The sequence below is a fragment of the Paraburkholderia sediminicola genome (assembly GCF_046026675.1).
Lineage (GTDB): Bacteria > Pseudomonadota > Gammaproteobacteria > Burkholderiales > Burkholderiaceae > Paraburkholderia > Paraburkholderia sediminicola_F.
In genome coordinates this window covers 88,709-105,004 of record NZ_JAQQEY010000003.1, presented here as the reverse complement: position 1 = coordinate 105,004, position 16,296 = coordinate 88,709, and the positions used below count along the sequence as shown (strand labels likewise).

Genomic DNA, 16,296 nt, shown 5'->3' with positions numbered 1-16,296 from the left:
CTGATTACGCGAAGAGTACGTGGGAAGTCCGCAGCGCATGTCGATTTTTCGCTGTATTTTCTCTCGACGCCGCCGCACTGGTGATGGGGGACGATGACGGCTATCTCGACTTCAGGATTCCGGGACTGCGCAGCGTGGCGCGAGGACGGCAAAAGAAAGTCATCGTGACGTCGGTCGTGCAATGCCGCAATCGATTTGACCACAGCATCGCGTTGACACTTTGGCCGGCAACATCCGGGGCGTGTAGGCGACAGCTAATCCCGTCCTGGCGTTGGTTCGCTCTGCGCCGGTCCGCCCGGCTCGAACCATCTCGGGTAGTAGTTGCGCACGACGTCGCCGGTCGCAGCAAGGGCGTGGCAGCGGTTTAACTGGAACGGGCGAACGGTCGCTTGCATTTCGCGCGCGCGGCGATTCGCGATGGTCTGGAACGCGAGCGTCCCGAGAATCCCTACGAGGTCCGTCACGTGCGTGCAACCGCGTGTACCACCGAGCAGTTCTCTCGCCTTCGACGTGAACCCAGGCGCGATCATTAGCCCGACCAGACGCCCATAGTCCGGCGCGATACGCTCGCAGTGTCCCTCGTAGGGCACAGCGTCAAACGATGCTTCGGCGCCCATGATGGTCAGGCTCACGTCGACCGTGATGCGCAGCCACATCCCGTGGATCGGATCGCCCGCGCGTCTCGTGCCCGCGGGACCGACTTTATCGTGCGTCTTCACGTCAACTAATTGAGCTTCCAGGTCGTAGAGACCGTCATCTCTCGCATAGCCCTTCGCTTCGATGGTCCGCGTGTGAAGCAGCGTGCGGTTGGGTACAGGTGTCAGCGGCATGGTTGGTCGGCAGGGTTTTGCAATTTAGAAGCGCTCGCGGCGGGTGCAATACACCGTGCACGATCGCGCACAAAAGGGTCCGAAAATTCAATTTAGTATAAGCACGTACCGCCTCGGGCGTGAGAGCGAGCGCAAGTGGTCATCGGCATGCGAGCCGGGCGGGCGTTGCGGCGGACCTTCGAGCCACGGCGACGGCCAAGCTGCGCAGACCGCCGCCTGCAGGATGAGATCGGATCAACGCGCATTGTCCATACTCCAAGCGCCCGAAAAGCGAGCTTGACGTTATCGCACGGCGGATGCAATCGACTTGAGCTTAACCACTCTCGCAAAGAGCCGCCCGCCGGGCTCTAGCAACAGTACCTGCGAGCACACATGGTCCCGCGAGGTCGCCGCGCTTGCGGGCTTGGGACCGGAAGCGTCCGACATCGGGGAAATCACCCGCTTGCAACCCTCAACAATATAAATTATATTTTACATCAACCAGATCGTGGAGCACAAGCACATTGGCCGGACAGCGAGAGGCGCGCGCCCGCGTGATAGCCCTTTTCCCCTTCGAAGTTCTTGCGGTTCGAATACAACGAGGTGTTGAGTCGGCCGAGACCGCTCGCTCGTTGCGAAGCTGCAAGTGTCGAGTGCAGCGCGAGGATCGACTAAACGGCAACGGCCTTGATGGAGGCGACGATGAATATCGCGGAAAGTTCGTTACCTCTGCTGGTCGATAAATGGCTTGCGCCGACCCTTTCGACGCCGGTTCGCGTGACTCAATTCAGTCGCACGCGTTCGAATCAGGGACGCTATGTATTTGTCGAGGTGCTGCGAGCTGCCGGTCCGGTTGGACTTTTTTTCTTCCGTCACGATAACGGTAGGTGGTGCGTATTCCCACCTGAGACCGAGCGCTTGGCGATGCGCGCTTACGGGCGGGCGGCTTGATGTGGCTACCGATGGCGTGCGCATGGGCATGCGGATGCGCGCCGTCTTCGAGGGTGTAACGGCCGTTATATCGCGCGTGCGCTTCGCACCGGTGTAAAGCGCCGCACCTCGAGGCGGCCTCGACCCACGCATGTTGGCATCATCGATGGTGACTGGCGTCCTAGCGCTCTCCGACGTTACCGTCGCGAGCATCTGCACAGCGATCCCTGCCGACGAAAGCGAGGATCGTGCTTGCTTTAGGTCGCAAACCTGTGACGCCACCGTCAAGGCCTGGAAAGACGCGGTACATCGGTACGTGGAGAGCTTGTTTCATGGTCTGAAAGACCGACTCCGATACGGCAAGACGATTCGGGACCGCCCGTCCGGGCAGGAGATGAGGGCAAACCCGGATAGCTGCCCTATATATATAAATTATATTTTTTCATCGGTTCCGAAAGCATTGAGTCCGGTCTCAATGTCCGGCAGAACGGGAATAGTTGCGGTCCAGCATCGACCAGCCTCTCGGCCTGTCGGCTGATCGCCAAATCAGGGAGACAATTTTATGGGTGTTTTCGCAAGCCAGCGTCCGGAGGGACGTGCGCAATTCGGTCGCATCTTCCCCCCCAGCCCCGAGTGGCTGGGCAAGCAGCCCGTCGAGCCGGTGCTAGAACCGGAGTTGCCGATCGTGGATACGCACCACCATCTTTGGGACGTCCCCAACAACCGCTACCTGATTGACGACCTCGTTGCCGATCTAAGCGGCGGCCACAACGTCGTGGCGACGGTCTTCCTCGAATGTCTTGCGATGTACCGCGCGTCGGGCCCGACGGAGATGCGGCCCGTGGGGGAAACCGAGTTTGTCAGCGGTATTGCTGCGATGAGCGCGAGCGGCCTTTATGGACCGACGCGGATCGCTGCCGGGATTGTCGGGTTTGCCGATCTCACGCTGGGCGCCGGCGTCGAGCCGGTCCTCCAGGCCCACATTGCCGCCGGCGGCGGCCGCTTCCGCGGGATTCGGCATAGCGCGGCATGGGACGCCAACCCCATCATCGGCAACAGCGCCACGGTCCAGGGGCCCGGACTGTTTCGCGAGCCCACCTTCCGCGCCGGCATCTCCCGCCTGCAGGCCCTCGGCCTCTCGTTCGACGCGTGGGTGTTCCATCCGCAACTGGCGGACGTAGCCGACCTCGCACAGGCCTTTCCCGAGCTCAGCATCACGCTCGGACATGCGGGCGGCGTCCTGGGGTATGGCCCCTACACAGGCAAGCGCGATGAAGTCTTCTCGGCATGGAGGGCTTCGATGGCGGACATCGCGATGCATGCCAATGTATCGGTCAAACTCGGTGGCCTAGTCAAGCGGCTCGCTGCCTTCGACTATCTTGCGCTCGAGGCACCCCCCGACTCGGACGCACTGGCTACTTACTGGCGGCCGTATATTGAAACCTGCATTGAGCTCTTTGGCGTGGAGCGCTGCATGTTCGAGAGCAACTTTCCGGTCGACAAGCTGGGGACCGGCTACACCACCCTATGGAATGCCTTCAAGCGTATCACCGCAAGCGCCAGCGCCGGCGAGAAGGCGGCCCTCTACAGCGGAACGGCTCGGCGCGTCTATCGGCTAGGGCGGGACTGATGAAGCATTTCCTCCCCCGCGGCGACTCTATGGCAGTCGTCGAGATTCGTGAGCCCGGCAATGCTGACGTGCTGGTGCCCGGGCGCCGACCGATACCGATCCCGCAGGTCGGTGAAGTTCTTATCAAGGTCAGTGCCGCCGGAGTCAATCGCGCCGATGTGATGCAGCGTCAAGGCACGTATCCGATGCCACCAGGTGCGCCCGCCGAGGTACCAGGCCTGGAAGTATCGGGCACCGTCGTCGCCGTGGGCGAAGGGGTTCAACGCTGGAAGTCCGGCGATTTTGTCTGTGCACTACTAATCGGCGCGGGCTATGCGGAGTATGCTGTCGCTCCGGAAGCGCAGTGCATGGCCCTACCGCCCAGCGTATCGCTGATCGACGCAGCAGGCCTGCCCGAGACGTTCTGCACAGTGTGGACGAACGTCATTGAACGGGCGCATCTGGAGGCGGGGGAAGTGCTACTTGTGCAAGGTGGCTCCAGCGGCATCGGCGTCACGACGATCATGTTGGCCAAGGCCTTTGGCGCCACCGTGCTGGCGACGGCCGGCAGCGACGCCAAGTGCGCCGCGTGCCTGTCGCTGGGTGCGGACCGCGCGATCAACTACCGCACCGAGGACTTCCATGACGCCGCGCTTGCATTCACCGGTGGCCAGGGCGTCGACGTCATTCTCGATCTCGTCGGCCGGCCGTACGTCGAGCGCGAGCTCAAGCTGCTCAAACGGTCGGGACGTTTGGTGTTCGTCGGGCTGGTTGGCGGCAGCAATGCAGAGGTCGACCTTACGCAGGTTTTGCTTAAGCGCCTCACCGTCACCGGTTCCAGCCTGCGCTCGTCCTCCATCGAGGAGAAGGGGGGGCTGTGCCGGGCACTCGAGACCAAGGTGTGGCCACTGTTCGGAACCGGCCAGCTTCGCGCCGTGACCCACACTACCTTCACGTTTGCACAGGCGCCGCAAGCCCACGCGCTTCTAGAAAGCAGCGCGCACATCGGAAAGATCCTGCTGATACCTTGAGGACAGCGCGCGGACGGCAGGCTCGTGCCTCGTCGTTCGTCGCCATATTGACGCCTTCGCCGTGCGGTTTCGCGCATTTCAGCGACACTGTCGCTGCGCTTCACTTAGACTCAGTTCACCACCTTGGACGCCGACCGTGTCATCTGCTTTTTCATCGGTACTGTCGTGCGGCGTTGCTGCAAGTGGCGAATCGACTCGCTGATGCGTGCGTACACTCCGCGAACGGCGACGATTTGAGAAAGGGTGTTATCCAGCAACAGGGGCTTGTGAAACGAACAGACGATCCATACCAGGGCGACGATCTCGGGGTCGGCTCCGCACTGGGTTGGCGCGCCGAAGCGATCCGGGAGCGCGTCGAGCATCCGTTTGCGAGGCGTACCAGCAGCCATCCTCCTGAGTTGGCGGCGCCACATCGCCGCATGCGATTTTGCCGGGTGCGTCATCTCCTCGCGCTTTTGAGCCCACTGTTGCCCGCATCGCCGACGGCCGCTTCTTCATCACCGTGCAACAGCGCATGCGTCTGCGAGATATCCGACTCGCGCACCGGCTATCTCATCAGCCGTCGAACGTCGCAGGGACAGCAGGCCGTTTGCGGTAACCAGGGTAAGGGCGGTACGAGGGGCCTCCGTTGCGGATTCCGCTACGGGTCCGCGGCTAGTCGCTATTCTTCTCGCGCAGATAGTCGATCAGCTTGGCGAAGACAGAGCCGAACAGCAGCTCGTAGCCTTTCTTCTCGACATATCCGATATGCGGTGAACACACGCACCGCTCCGAGCTCAGCAGCGGATCATCTTGCGGCAGCGGCTCCGTGTCGTAGACGTCGAGCGCCGCCATCCCGGGACGACCCCGCTCCAGGGCACGAGCGAGCGCGCCGGGCGCGACCAAACCCGCACGACTGGTGTTCACAAAAAGACTCGTGGGCTTCATGCGGGAGAGGTCCTCGAAGGTCACGATGGCGAGCGTCGAATCGCGTTGTCGCAGGTTCACGGACAATACATCCGACCGCTCGAAAAATGCCTCACGCGAGTCCGCCGCTTCATACCGGTCGGCGAGGGCTGCCGCACGCGAGCGCTCGCTGCCCCACACCAGAACTTTCATGCCAAAAGCGGTACCATAGCGTGCGAGTATCGTGCCAATACGCCCGTATCCCCAGATGCCCAGCGTGTCGCCGTGCAGCGAAACGCCAATGCCGAAGTTCGCAGGGAAAGAGCCACCCTCAAGGCCGGTGCATTGCCAGCGGCCGTGTTGCAGATGTCGAACGTACTGAGGCAGCCGCCGACGCGCCGCGAGGACGAGCGCCCATGTCAGTTCGGCGGCTGAAATGGACTCGCCCTCGCCTTCGAGGATCGCGATGCCGCGCGCCTCACACGCCCCGACGTCAACATGCGCGGTGGAATCGCGGGCAACGAACCCCGTTTGCACGATCACGCGCAATCGCGGCAGGCGCTCGATCACTTCGCGCTCGATCCGCGAGCGCTCGCGGATCAACACGACGACGTCGGCATCCGCTAGACGCGCAACCAGCGCGTCCACGGATTGGGCCGAATCGCGGTATATGACAATGTCGGCGTCTGGCAAACTCTCCTGCAGCCTGGCGAACGCATCGAGATGACGCACCGCGTCCTGAAAGTCATCTAGTACAACTATTTTCATGGTGGTGTCCAAGGCAGTCATAGATTGGATCGAAAAAAGGTAGAGACGGCCGCTATATTCTGACGGCCGGGAGGCGAGCATGCGCAACGCGCGCGTGCTGTCTGTCGGGAACACGAACGTCGAGATAGTCTATTGCGTAGATCGCCGACGACGTTCGAACTCGAAATGTACCTTCGCAAGCAGGAGCTTCTTGCCCCGCTGCCCGCTGACGATTCGGGCGTGACGAACGTCGTTCCGGGGGACCTTTCCGGCGATTCTTCGGAGATCGCCGGTACCCGCGTGCTGCCCTCTCGCCCAACGGCGGCTGAGCGCGGAAGCGTGCGTAGTTAAACGCCTCAAAACACTTTGAGATTTGCTCGTCCATTCGATGATCCTTTGTCTCACTGGGCATCGGCAATTGACGTCCCTGCCTGTTATCAACCCCCCGGTTTCTCAACGGCGGGCTGCGTCGAGGCGACGCCTCTCACCTGAACTCTCGACCGCGTCCTATTAACGGGCCACGGCAAGGTCGAGACGCAAATGGCAGCGACCAGAGCAGCAAAGGCAATCGCAAACAAACCGTATATCGGGTCGCCCATCGCCTGGGATACTTGAGCGCGCAGGTTCGGTGCGATGAACGCACCAACAATCCCGAGAGAGCTTGCAAACCCCAGGCCGCGCGCAGCCGCTGCTCCCGTCAGATACCTGGGGAGGAAGCTCCAGTAGATCGGACCCACAGTCACGAGCGAAGCGACCGCGATACAAAGCAAGATCATGCGCATCAATGGACTGCCATACGCTGAGAGAGCAAGCGACAGGCCGGCCATTGAAAGCAGGGTCACTGACATGACACGATGGCGGTTGATCCTGTCCGCAAGGGCCGGCAACCAGATGCACGCGGCGCATCCGAGGGCCCAGGGAATAGCAGAAACCAGGCCGACCTCCAGCCCCATCTTTTTGCCAAGCAATGCAGAGACCTGGGACGGCAGATAGAACAAGGTGCCGAAGATGGCGATTACCGCAAAAAATTGGATGGCCGTTGCCCGCCACACCTTCGAGTCGCCAAGGATCTCCGTCCAGTTTCCTGCCGTACTCTCCCCTTTCTTTGAGGATGCCTCAAACGCGAGATGATTGACTAGCGCGGAGCGCTCTTCCTCGGACAGCCAGCGCGCCTCGGCCGGAGTGTCATCCATATACCAATATGCCCAGACCCCAACCACACAGGCTGCCAGACCTTCGATCAAGAACATCCATTGCCAGCCTGCGAGCGAAAGAAACCCGTCCAGACCTAGCAATAGCCCTGATAGTGGTCCCCCGACGACGAGGCCCAGAGGCCCGGCAATTCCCAGAAAATAGCCCAGCGCCTTTCCGCGGGACTCATCCGGAAACCAGCGGCCCATGTAATAGATCGCTGCAGGGAACAGTCCGGCTTCGGCCGCTCCCAGCAAAAGCCGGAAACCGTAGAAAGACAGCGGGCCTTTGGTGAACATCAGCGCGGCGCTTGCCAGTCCCCAGGTCACCATGATCCGCGAAATCCAGAATCGTGCTCCCATCTTGTGCATCATCATCGTGCTCGGCACTTCGAGCAGCGCGTAGGTAATAAAAAAGAGGCCCGCGCCGAGAGCAAACGCGCTCTCGGATATTCCTGCGTAGGTTTGCAGATCCACCTTTACAAATGCGACATTCGCCCTGTCCAGAAAGGCCACGAGGTAAATGAGCATGAGGAACGGTATGAGCCGGCGTTCGACCTTGGCAGTCGCGCGCGACAGCGCTGGGTTAGTCACGGTATGTCTCCAATAATTGTTGTCTGTCGATGCCGAATGGCTCCAGCGGGCAATGCGGTGTTGCCCCCTAGTGTCGGGTGACCGCGCTTATCTTCGCCAGATATGTCGCCCAAAGCGAATCGACGCAGCCGCTCCGCCATGGTCGGCCCTACCGGAAATCTGTCGTGATCGTTGCATATCGGAAATCCTTGAGATCGCCCTCGTTGGGACTACTGCGCAGCTTCGTGCTCTGCGGCAAAAGCCGTGTCCGGTCATATGCGCCTCATGGGCGGTCCGCAGTCAAAATATAATTTATATTTGCTGTGGCGACAATGACACATGCTATGGGACAAACCCTGTATCCCGCTTGCTCATACAGTTGCCACATTGTTGGCAGGTGCGGTTTGCTTCCAACCGACCAGCGTGAGCGATAGTCCGGGATGGAAGATATGGCGACGCACGTCGACGGCCCTGGTTACATGGACGGGAGGGTGGCGTTCACTACGAAAAATGTCCCTTACCCCGGCTACATCTTTGACATCCGCCTCGCGTTTCGATGACAATTAGGTGCAGGCACGGCTTCAGGCCTTCCAAGCAAATTGGGGAGACAAGCAGATGAATCGGCGACACGCCCTGGGCGTGCATAGAAAGCCAACCGTCGACGAGATCGGCCGCATTGCGTGGCTGCGGGCAGTGGAACCCCATCTCCTCGACAAAGCGACGAGCGCGCTTCAGTCTTTCGATATCGGGCCCAGTGGCCTGATTTGCGAATTGGGCGAGCCAGTAAGGCACTGGATCGGCGTGATCAACGGATTGGTTAAGATGTCCAATACAGATCGCAACGGACACACCGTGACGTTTGCCGGCTTGCCGCCGGGAGGGTGGTTCGGCGAAGGAACCGTACTGAAACGCGAAACCTATCGATACAGCGTGCGAGCACTGCGTCAAAGCGTTGTCGCAGCGTTGCCCATCGAAATATTTTTCGATCTCCTAAACAACTCAATTGGATTCAACCGTTTCGTGATGGACCAGTTGAACGAAAGGCTCTCGCAATTTATGGGCTCGCATGAAAGTGATCGCCTGAACGGTCCTGATGAGAACGTCGCGCGATGTCTGTCACAGCTTTTCAATCCGAGGCTGTTTCCCGGCAGCGGTGACGGACTGCGCATTACGCAGCAGGAGCTCGCTTATATAGTTGGTCTATCCAGGCAGCGTGTGAATCAGGCGCTCATTTTGCTCGAACAGGAAAAATTGATCTCGATCGAATATGGGGGTCTTAAAGTGTTAGACGTAAATGCGCTGGCCCGTTTTGAACGCACGTGCCCGGGTCCACGGTCACTCCGGTCTGTAAATACATCAGACTCCTAAGTGACGTAGGTCGGTAGATCGGCAAGGTTACGGGATTAGCGATGGCCAAAATGCGCTACAGTTGGCCCCTTCGAACCAATTCATCTCGCTCTCGTTGCGAACGTGCTCGAACGCAAAAGTCGCTTCAAATGTATAGTGATTACGCTCTGCTTGTTCTTCCGCGCGGCGTGTGAACGAACCCCGTTTGACGGACTCAGGCCTCATCAAATGCGGCAGTCGAACACGCGTTGAGCGACACCCACAGGCCTTCCAGAACATATTGTGCGAAATCGACATGCCGTCCGTCGCCGGTGCCAAGAAGCCCATGGGATCGTGTGCTCTCAGAATGTTCCGGGGTAGGCCCCGCCGTCGATCAACAAATTCTGACCGGTGATGTAGCCGGCGTGGGCGCTGACCAGAAATGCGCAGGCAGCGCCGAATTCCGCGGGGTCGCCAAAGCGCCCGGCCGGCGTCGCCTCCATTTCCGCCTGCCGCGTCTCCGCGGGCGACGCATGGCGCGCCCGAGCGCGCGCCTCGATGAACGCGGAGAAACGGTCGGTATCGAAGTAGCCGGGCAACAGGTTGTTGATGGTCACGTTGTGCCGCACGGTTTTGCGCGCCAGGCCGGCGACGAATCCCGTCAGACCCATGCGCGCCCCGTTGGATAGTCCAAGCACGTCGATGGGAGCCTTCACCGCCGCCGAGGTGATGTTTACGATCCGCCCGAAGCGCCGCTCGATCATCCCGTCCACCGTCGCGCGCATCAGCTCAATGGGCGATAGCATGTTGGCCTCAAGCGCCGCGATCCAGTCTTCGCGCGTCCACTGCCGGAAGTCACCCGGGGCCGGACCGCCTGCATTGGTGATCACGATGTCCGGCGCGGACAGCGCCGTCAGCGCCCGCTCGCGCCCTGCGGCCGTGGTGATGTCGCATGCCACCGCCTGCACCTTCGCGCCGGTGCACTCGGCAATATCCTCGGCCGTCGCGCGCAGGGCGGCCTCGCCGCGGGCGACCATCGTTACCTCCACGCCCGCCTCCGCCAGTGCCAACGCACAGGCACGGCCCAGACCTTTGCTGGCGCCGCAAACTAGCGCCCGGCGCCCCCTCAGACCAAGTTCCATTCAGCCTCCTCCTGATGCAATTGTCCGTCAAAGTTGTCCTGCCAGACCGAACGCAGCGGTGTCGATGCTTAAGCCAAGCGGAGTCTGCCGAGGGGCAGACATGGCATTTACGCGGCGAGGGCGTACACCCTCGCCCTGACATTTAGACGACCGGCATTTCGACGCGAATCATTGCGCACTGTCGTCAGGGCGTGGACGCGGCTCCCTGGTATCACTCGGGAGATACTAGTGGCCTACTCCATTGCGGCATGCCCGACCGTGTCGTCTTCCGTACTTTTCGCCGGTCGTATCAACAGCACTAGTGGAACGACCAGGAACGTCGCAGCAAACATTAACTTAAAGTCGTCCAGATAGGCGATCATCGAAGCTTGCTGCGTGATCGACTGATTGAGCAGTGCGAAGTCGTAGGTCGACCCGCTCGCGAGTATCGGTTGCATTGACGGGTTGAAGACGTTCACATTGGCGGCGAGATCAGCGTGCGCAACCTGCGTGTTGCGCGTGATCAACGTCTGCATAATCGAAATGCCAATACTGCTGCCCATATTGCGCATCAGGGCATAGGCTGCAGTGCCGTCAGCTCGCAATGCCGGGGCGAGAGTGGAGAATGTCAGGGCACTAAGCGGTACAAAGACAAGTCCAAGGCCGAAACCTTGGATCACGCCGGGCCATACGATATCCGACACTGACAGCGTGATCGTATAATGCATCATTTGCCAAAGCGCAAACGCTGAGGTCAGAAAGCCTGCAACGAGCAAAAATCGGGCGTCGATCCGGTTCAGCAACCGACCAGCGAACAGCAAGGCTACCATTGTGCCGACCCCGCTTGGCGCAGTTACAAGCCCGGTCGTCGCCACGGGATAACCCATCAGGTTCTGCAGCATCGGTGGAAGCAGCGCACGCGTCGCATACATCACCCCCCCGACAACGAATATGAAACACGCGCCGGTGGCGAAGTTCGCATTTTTGAACAATTGATATCGAAAGAACGACTTTGGCCCTGCGGTAGCGGTGTGCGCCAGGAAAAAAACGAAGCTCAGCACCGCAAGCAGCGCTTCGATACGAATTTCCAGCGAGTCGAACCAGTCCAGTTGCTCGCCGCGATCAAGCATTGCCTGGAACGCACCGATTGCAATGCTAAGCATCACGAATCCGAAGGCGTCAAAGCGAGTTTCGAGTTTGCGCGCCTGCCTTGGTAGAAAGGTCAACACACCAAAGAGCGCGAACGCGCCGATTGGCAAGTTGATAAAAAATACCCATCGCCAGTTGTAACTGTCGGTCAACCAGCCGCCAAGCGTCGGGCCTAGGATCGGACCCACCATCACCCCCATGCCCCATACCGCCATCGCCTGCCCCTGCTTTTCGCGTGGATTTATGTCGAGCAAAATTGATTGCGAAAGCGGCACGAGCGACGCGCCGAAGAGGCCCTGCAGCAAACGTGAGGCAACGATCTGACTCAAAGTTTCAGATAGTCCACAAAATGCTGAAGCCACCGTGAATCCCGTGATCGATATAGCGAGGACACGCTTGATACTCAGACGCTCAGAGAGCCAGCCCGTGAGAGGCATAGCAATCGCCGCAGCCACAATATAGGAGGTCAGCACCCATGTGATCTCATCTTGGGACGCCGACAAACTTCCCTGCATATGCGGCAACGCGACGTTCGCAATGGTGCTGTCGAGCGTCTGCATTAGCGTCGCAAGCATGATCGAAACGGTGAGCATGCCACGATTTACCGGAACCGCCGCGCGACAGGGCATTACCTCAACGGCCATAGATAGGAGCCTTTTATATCAAGCGTGCAAAGAGTAATCGCAAGACCGAAGGCCTGACCTTCGGCGCAATCAAGGAAAAGATTTCGGCGACGTTTTTGATCAATAGTCCTTTTAGATCGAAAATTCCTTCACGGCGTCTTCATTCCAGGCCATCCCCAGTCCCGGCCCCCGGGCCGTAACCATGCCATCAACGGGTAAGAGACGCTCCTGCAGTATTCCGCCTGCAAAGTCGAGGTATTCCAGCCAGTGGAACGTGGGGCTAACCGCAAGTACATGGGCGCTGGCTTCCACGAAGAGATGACTCGAAAGCGGCAATGAAGCAGCCTCTGCCAGTGCGGCCGCCTGCATCCAGCCGGTGACACCGCCGATTTTCATGATGTCGGGCATGGCGAAGTCAGATGCGCCGGCGCTGATGGCTTGCTGCATGCCGCGCGGGAACCACCAGTTCTCTCCAGTTTGAATCCTTGCGTGGCCGGCACGCCGCACCTCGGCATGACCGATGACATCCTCGGCTGGAACGGGTTCTTCCACCCAGTGCAAATCAAACTCTCGCAAACATTCGATTCGACGCTTCGCCTCTGCTGGGTCAAGACTCTGGTTGTAATCCACCATTAGCGCGACGTCCGCCCCAATCAGATCGCGGACACCTCGAACCACCTGATAGTCGCGGGCCAATTCCTCATAGCCGATCTTGATCTTGACGCCGCGAAATCCGCGTTTGCAGGAGTTCAGTAGCGCCTGCCCGTCCGCTTCCAGGTCGACCATCCCATAGCTGTCGTATGCACGGAGCGGTGTCGGCCTGCCCCCAAGCAGGTTGACTACTGGCATGTTCGCCGCTTTGCCTAGCGCGTCCCAGAACGCCATGTCTAGCCCCGAGATCACCATGCCGGCGAGCCCTTGACAACCCAGCAATCTGAGCTTGGCGTGGAACTCTCGCATGCGCTCATACGGAACGACAGCTTTCCCGACTAACTCGTTTCCAAATTGCTCGACAATTGTGACCAGTGGTTCGAGCGCGAAAGGGGTGTAGCCAAACAGATAGGAGCTGCCGACGATTCCCTCTCGGGTGTGCACGTCAATCAGGACCAGCGGCGCCGCCGGCACATCCCCGACGGCCGTTCGAACCGGTCGAGCAATTGGTACCACTACGGCTCGCGCTCGCACTCTTTCGATCGTTAGGTTAAATCCGCTCATGCTTGTCTCCAGTCGTCATTGATTGCGTGGCCAGCTAAGTTTTGACCGCGCTCCCTTGCGATCCGGAAGCGTGGGTGCAAGGAGTCGCAATTCGGCACTCCCGGCATGCCGTGACGCACCTGACATGCCTCCAAGGTGCTTCTAAGGCTGAGAGCCGACCTCGCTCCCCGGGCCACGTCAAAGTCTCAAAAATAGCGCTTCGCTTAGCGACTTTTCGTCAGTCCGGCGTTCCTCAAGTCTGCAATGGTTGGATAACCATCAATCGCCATAAGGAGGTCAGCCTCAGCGAGGATTGACTTAAGAAAGTGGACGACGCCCTCTGTACCTCCCACGGCTAGCGCATACGCGTACGGGCGGCCAATCCCGACGCTTGTAGCACCCATTGCTAGCGCTTTCACTACGTCGCTTCCGCTACGCACCCCCGAATCAAAGAGTACCGGTGTTCCTTGCGCAGCCTTGACAACGTCTTCCAGCATTCCAAGCGCTGACAGCCCGCCGTTCGCCTGCCGTCCACCATGGTTCGAACACTGAATTGCGTTGACACCATGATCGACGGCTCGGCGAGCGTCGTCCGGATGGCAGATTCCTTTGACAATCAGCGGAAGTCGCGTGTTTTCACGTAACCACCGAATGTCATCCCAAGTCAGATGAGCACCGAATACATTTATCCATTCATGGGCGGCTGCAACCAAGTCTTCCTCAGGTGGCTGCTTCAGTCGCCGGATAAAATGTTCATCCGTGAAGTAGTTGGCGAGACAATGCCCCCGCAACTGAGGGAAATTTGCGAAATTCAGATCCCGCGGTCGCCATCCGGTTACCCAGGTATCGAGCGTGACTGATATTGCGTCGAACCCCGCGCGCTCTGCACGTCGAATAAAGCTCAATGCCAACTCGCGATCCTTCGGGAAATACAATTGGAAGTACTTCGGAGTCGTCCCAAGCGTCCGTGCGATGTCTTCCATTGGATCCATCGTCAGGGTTGATACCATCATGGGGATATCGGTTTGCACGCAAGCTTCGGCAGTACGCAAGTCCCCATGGAAATCTTGAGAACAAATACCGAGCACACCAATCGGACAAAGAAATATAGGCGCTCGCAACTGACGGCCAAACAACGAAACACTCAAATCTCTGTTGGGTCCTCCGTTCAGCATTCGCGGAACCAATCCGAAATTTTGAAACGCCTCCACATTCTTGCGCTGGGTGAATTCGTCGCCGCAGCCGCCCGCAACGTAACTGTAGATCCATGGTGGCAAGATCACGCCGGCTTGACGTTCGAGGCTGGCGAAGTCAACTGGAAAACGAGGAACTATCCCCCGCAATCCGGCTTTATAGATGTCAACCTGAAAATCTCCGAAGTGTTGGTTTCCGTTGCCCATGTCTACTCCACTCAATGTTGAATTTTTTGCCACAGAAAATTTGGAATGCGGATATTCAACGCTTTCAAACCCCTGGCTAGTGAGACAAGCCCACCGGGTATCAGTGAATCGTTGAGCCGTACTTTCACACCAGAACGTCTCCGGCAAGCCCCATACCCGACCGCTGATGCCGTGCGATCCAGAAAACCTTTACTACGCCCTATCTCCCCAGGAGACCCATCAAACCGCGCGATTTGCCTTTCTTAACTGGACAGGAGGTGAGCCAAGTCATTCCTGCCTGGACCAATGCATGGCCCACCTCATCGACAGGATTGCGGCGACGGCACTTCCTTCGTGGTTTACCTGTTAGGCCTATTCTGGACGTTTCCATAATCACCGCGTTCCTAATGCCAATTCATCGCTTACCTTCTGCCATAAGCTTGCCTGAGCTCCTCACCGCGGTCCTTCCAGCCCCGGATACATGCGCCCTGCGGACGCCCCCTTAAAACTTGTGTCGCAGAGAGATGGTCGCTGCAACCTGGTTACTCGTCGAAGACGGCGACAAAGTGAAGACCTGGGCGACGGCCGCCTTGCCCGTTGAGTCACGTCCGGACGCGTGCTGTCCGAAGACAACGGCATAGACATCCGTACGCTTAGACAAGAAATAGTCAACACCAAGGTGCAATTGATGATAATTGACACCGCCAGCATTGCCGCTCGTCACGTCCGATCCCCGCGTGTAGGCGTATGACACACCCACCAGAATGTCCGGACGGGGAAGCACGTTAAAATTCGCTTCCCATGTGTTGAAGATTGCCTTCCCTCGCAGCCCCTGCGGATTTAGCGTGGCGCCAGGTTGGAAATTCTGGAACTGAACATTCGTGTATAAGATTTGGGCGGTCGCCGTGCCGAACGTATATCCGCCGGCTGCGCCGACGATCTGTAGCGTTTGGGCGGACGCATAGCCCGAAAAGGCGACAACAGATGACAGATTGTTTCCGGTAGCACTGGAACTCGGGTTGTTGCTGTAATACGAAAAGTTAGGGTTGCGCGCAACCAAGTAGGCCGCGCCAAGCTGGAGCGGTCCTTGTTTATATCCGGCACCCACCGAGTAAACACGATTTTGTGCGAAATTGCCGGCGACTCCGCCCGGGCTAAACACACCACTGAAACTCAGACCGTTAAAGCTGGGACTCACATACTTGACGGAGTTGTTGACGCGATAGTCGTTTCCTGTGTTGTCCAGGTCGCCCGGATGATTTGCGTATCCGCCTGCGGTCGTGCCTCCAGCTTTCATCGGGACCACGTAGTCGACTATTGAGTCATATTGCCGGCCCAGGGTTACCGTGCCCATAGGACTGGACAGACCGACAAAAGCCTGACGTCCGAATTCCGCGCCACCTTGCGCCAGCGCGCCGGTGTTTACAAAAAAACCATTCTCGAGAGTAAAGATGGCTTTGAGTCCGCCGCCCAAATCTTCGCTTCCCTTGAGTCCCCAACGGTTGCCTTGAAGGCCCGCCGGGGCCTCTGACCATTGCTTCCCTCCCTTAGCGTTGTTGACGTACAAAATCCCAACGTCAATGACACCGTAAAGGGTTACGGAATTTTGTGCTGCGGCGATACCAGAAAACGTCGCAAGACCAAGGGCGACAGCAAGCGATTTCTTCATCTTTATCTCCATGAAATTATTTTTTTGTAGTACTAAATGAACGTATACATATGCTCGAGTC

At 58.9% G+C, this 16,296-nt stretch carries 13 protein-coding genes and 1 pseudogene; 4 read left to right on the top strand and 10 right to left on the bottom strand.

The features are described 5' to 3' along the window. Positions 1 to 254: 254 nt before the first annotated feature. Complete coding sequence (locus tag PQQ86_RS38630) at positions 255 to 830, bottom strand: DUF2889 domain-containing protein (protein ID WP_408279535.1); 576 nt, start codon at positions 828 to 830, stop codon at positions 255 to 257. A gap of 681 nt (positions 831 to 1,511) precedes the next feature. Between PQQ86_RS38630 and PQQ86_RS38625 the strand changes: the two genes are divergently transcribed. The 3 genes from PQQ86_RS38625 to PQQ86_RS38615 all read left to right on the top strand — a co-directional run bounded on the left by PQQ86_RS38625 (position 1,512) and on the right by PQQ86_RS38615 (position 4,379). Then, positions 1,512 to 1,760, top strand: coding sequence for a hypothetical protein (locus tag PQQ86_RS38625; RefSeq protein WP_408279534.1), 249 nt, complete (start codon positions 1,512 to 1,514; stop codon positions 1,758 to 1,760). Between the two features lie 541 nt (positions 1,761 to 2,301). After that, a complete protein-coding gene (locus tag PQQ86_RS38620; protein WP_408279533.1) occupies positions 2,302 to 3,369 on the top strand; it encodes an amidohydrolase family protein in 1,068 nt (355 codons plus the stop codon). A 29-nt stretch (positions 3,370 to 3,398) separates the two neighbouring features. Continuing rightward, positions 3,399 to 4,379, top strand: a complete 981-nt coding sequence (locus PQQ86_RS38615) for an NAD(P)H-quinone oxidoreductase (RefSeq protein WP_408279532.1) — start codon at positions 3,399 to 3,401, stop codon at positions 4,377 to 4,379. Positions 4,380 to 4,489: 110 nt separating this feature from the next. On the opposite strand, the gene PQQ86_RS38610 is transcribed toward PQQ86_RS38615, so the two are convergent. The 4 genes and pseudogenes from PQQ86_RS38610 to PQQ86_RS38595 all read right to left on the bottom strand — a co-directional run bounded on the left by PQQ86_RS38610 (position 4,490) and on the right by PQQ86_RS38595 (position 7,795). Further along, positions 4,490 to 4,822 (bottom strand): hypothetical protein, encoded by a 333-nt coding sequence (locus tag PQQ86_RS38610; RefSeq protein WP_408279744.1) that lies wholly within the window; start codon positions 4,820 to 4,822, stop codon positions 4,490 to 4,492. Next, positions 4,819 to 4,917, bottom strand: a pseudogene (locus PQQ86_RS38605) (IS5/IS1182 family transposase); the annotation flags it as partial. The gene PQQ86_RS38610 and the pseudogene PQQ86_RS38605, both read right to left, overlap by 4 nt. A gap of 116 nt (positions 4,918 to 5,033) precedes the next feature. Continuing rightward, positions 5,034 to 6,032, bottom strand: a complete 999-nt coding sequence (locus tag PQQ86_RS38600) for a D-2-hydroxyacid dehydrogenase family protein (protein WP_408250381.1) — start codon at positions 6,030 to 6,032, stop codon at positions 5,034 to 5,036. A gap of 416 nt (positions 6,033 to 6,448) precedes the next feature. Continuing rightward, on the bottom strand, positions 6,449 to 7,795 hold the full coding sequence (locus PQQ86_RS38595) for an MFS transporter (protein ID WP_408279531.1): 1,347 nt from the start codon (positions 7,793 to 7,795) through the stop codon (positions 6,449 to 6,451). Between the two features lie 594 nt (positions 7,796 to 8,389). Here PQQ86_RS38595 and PQQ86_RS38590 point away from each other — a divergent pair. Then, positions 8,390 to 9,142 (top strand): Crp/Fnr family transcriptional regulator, encoded by a 753-nt coding sequence (locus tag PQQ86_RS38590; protein ID WP_408279530.1) that lies wholly within the window; start codon positions 8,390 to 8,392, stop codon positions 9,140 to 9,142. A gap of 320 nt (positions 9,143 to 9,462) precedes the next feature. Here PQQ86_RS38590 and PQQ86_RS38585 read toward each other — a convergent pair whose 3' ends face one another. The 5 genes from PQQ86_RS38585 to PQQ86_RS38565 all read right to left on the bottom strand — a co-directional run bounded on the left by PQQ86_RS38585 (position 9,463) and on the right by PQQ86_RS38565 (position 16,235). Continuing rightward, positions 9,463 to 10,242 carry an SDR family oxidoreductase gene (locus tag PQQ86_RS38585; protein ID WP_408279529.1) on the bottom strand — a complete coding sequence of 260 codons (780 nt, stop codon included), beginning with the start codon at positions 10,240 to 10,242 and terminating at the stop codon, positions 9,463 to 9,465. A 233-nt stretch (positions 10,243 to 10,475) separates the two neighbouring features. Next, a complete protein-coding gene (locus PQQ86_RS38580) occupies positions 10,476 to 11,963 on the bottom strand; it encodes a DHA2 family efflux MFS transporter permease subunit (protein ID WP_408279528.1) in 1,488 nt (495 codons plus the stop codon). Between the two features lie 162 nt (positions 11,964 to 12,125). Further along, a complete protein-coding gene (locus PQQ86_RS38575) occupies positions 12,126 to 13,208 on the bottom strand; it encodes an enolase C-terminal domain-like protein (protein WP_408279527.1) in 1,083 nt (360 codons plus the stop codon). A 203-nt stretch (positions 13,209 to 13,411) separates the two neighbouring features. Continuing rightward, positions 13,412 to 14,587 (bottom strand): alpha-hydroxy-acid oxidizing protein, encoded by a 1,176-nt coding sequence (locus PQQ86_RS38570; RefSeq protein ID WP_408279526.1) that lies wholly within the window; start codon positions 14,585 to 14,587, stop codon positions 13,412 to 13,414. Between the two features lie 481 nt (positions 14,588 to 15,068). Further along, on the bottom strand, positions 15,069 to 16,235 hold the full coding sequence (locus tag PQQ86_RS38565) for a porin (protein WP_408250395.1): 1,167 nt from the start codon (positions 16,233 to 16,235) through the stop codon (positions 15,069 to 15,071). Positions 16,236 to 16,296: the final 61 nt, after the last annotated feature.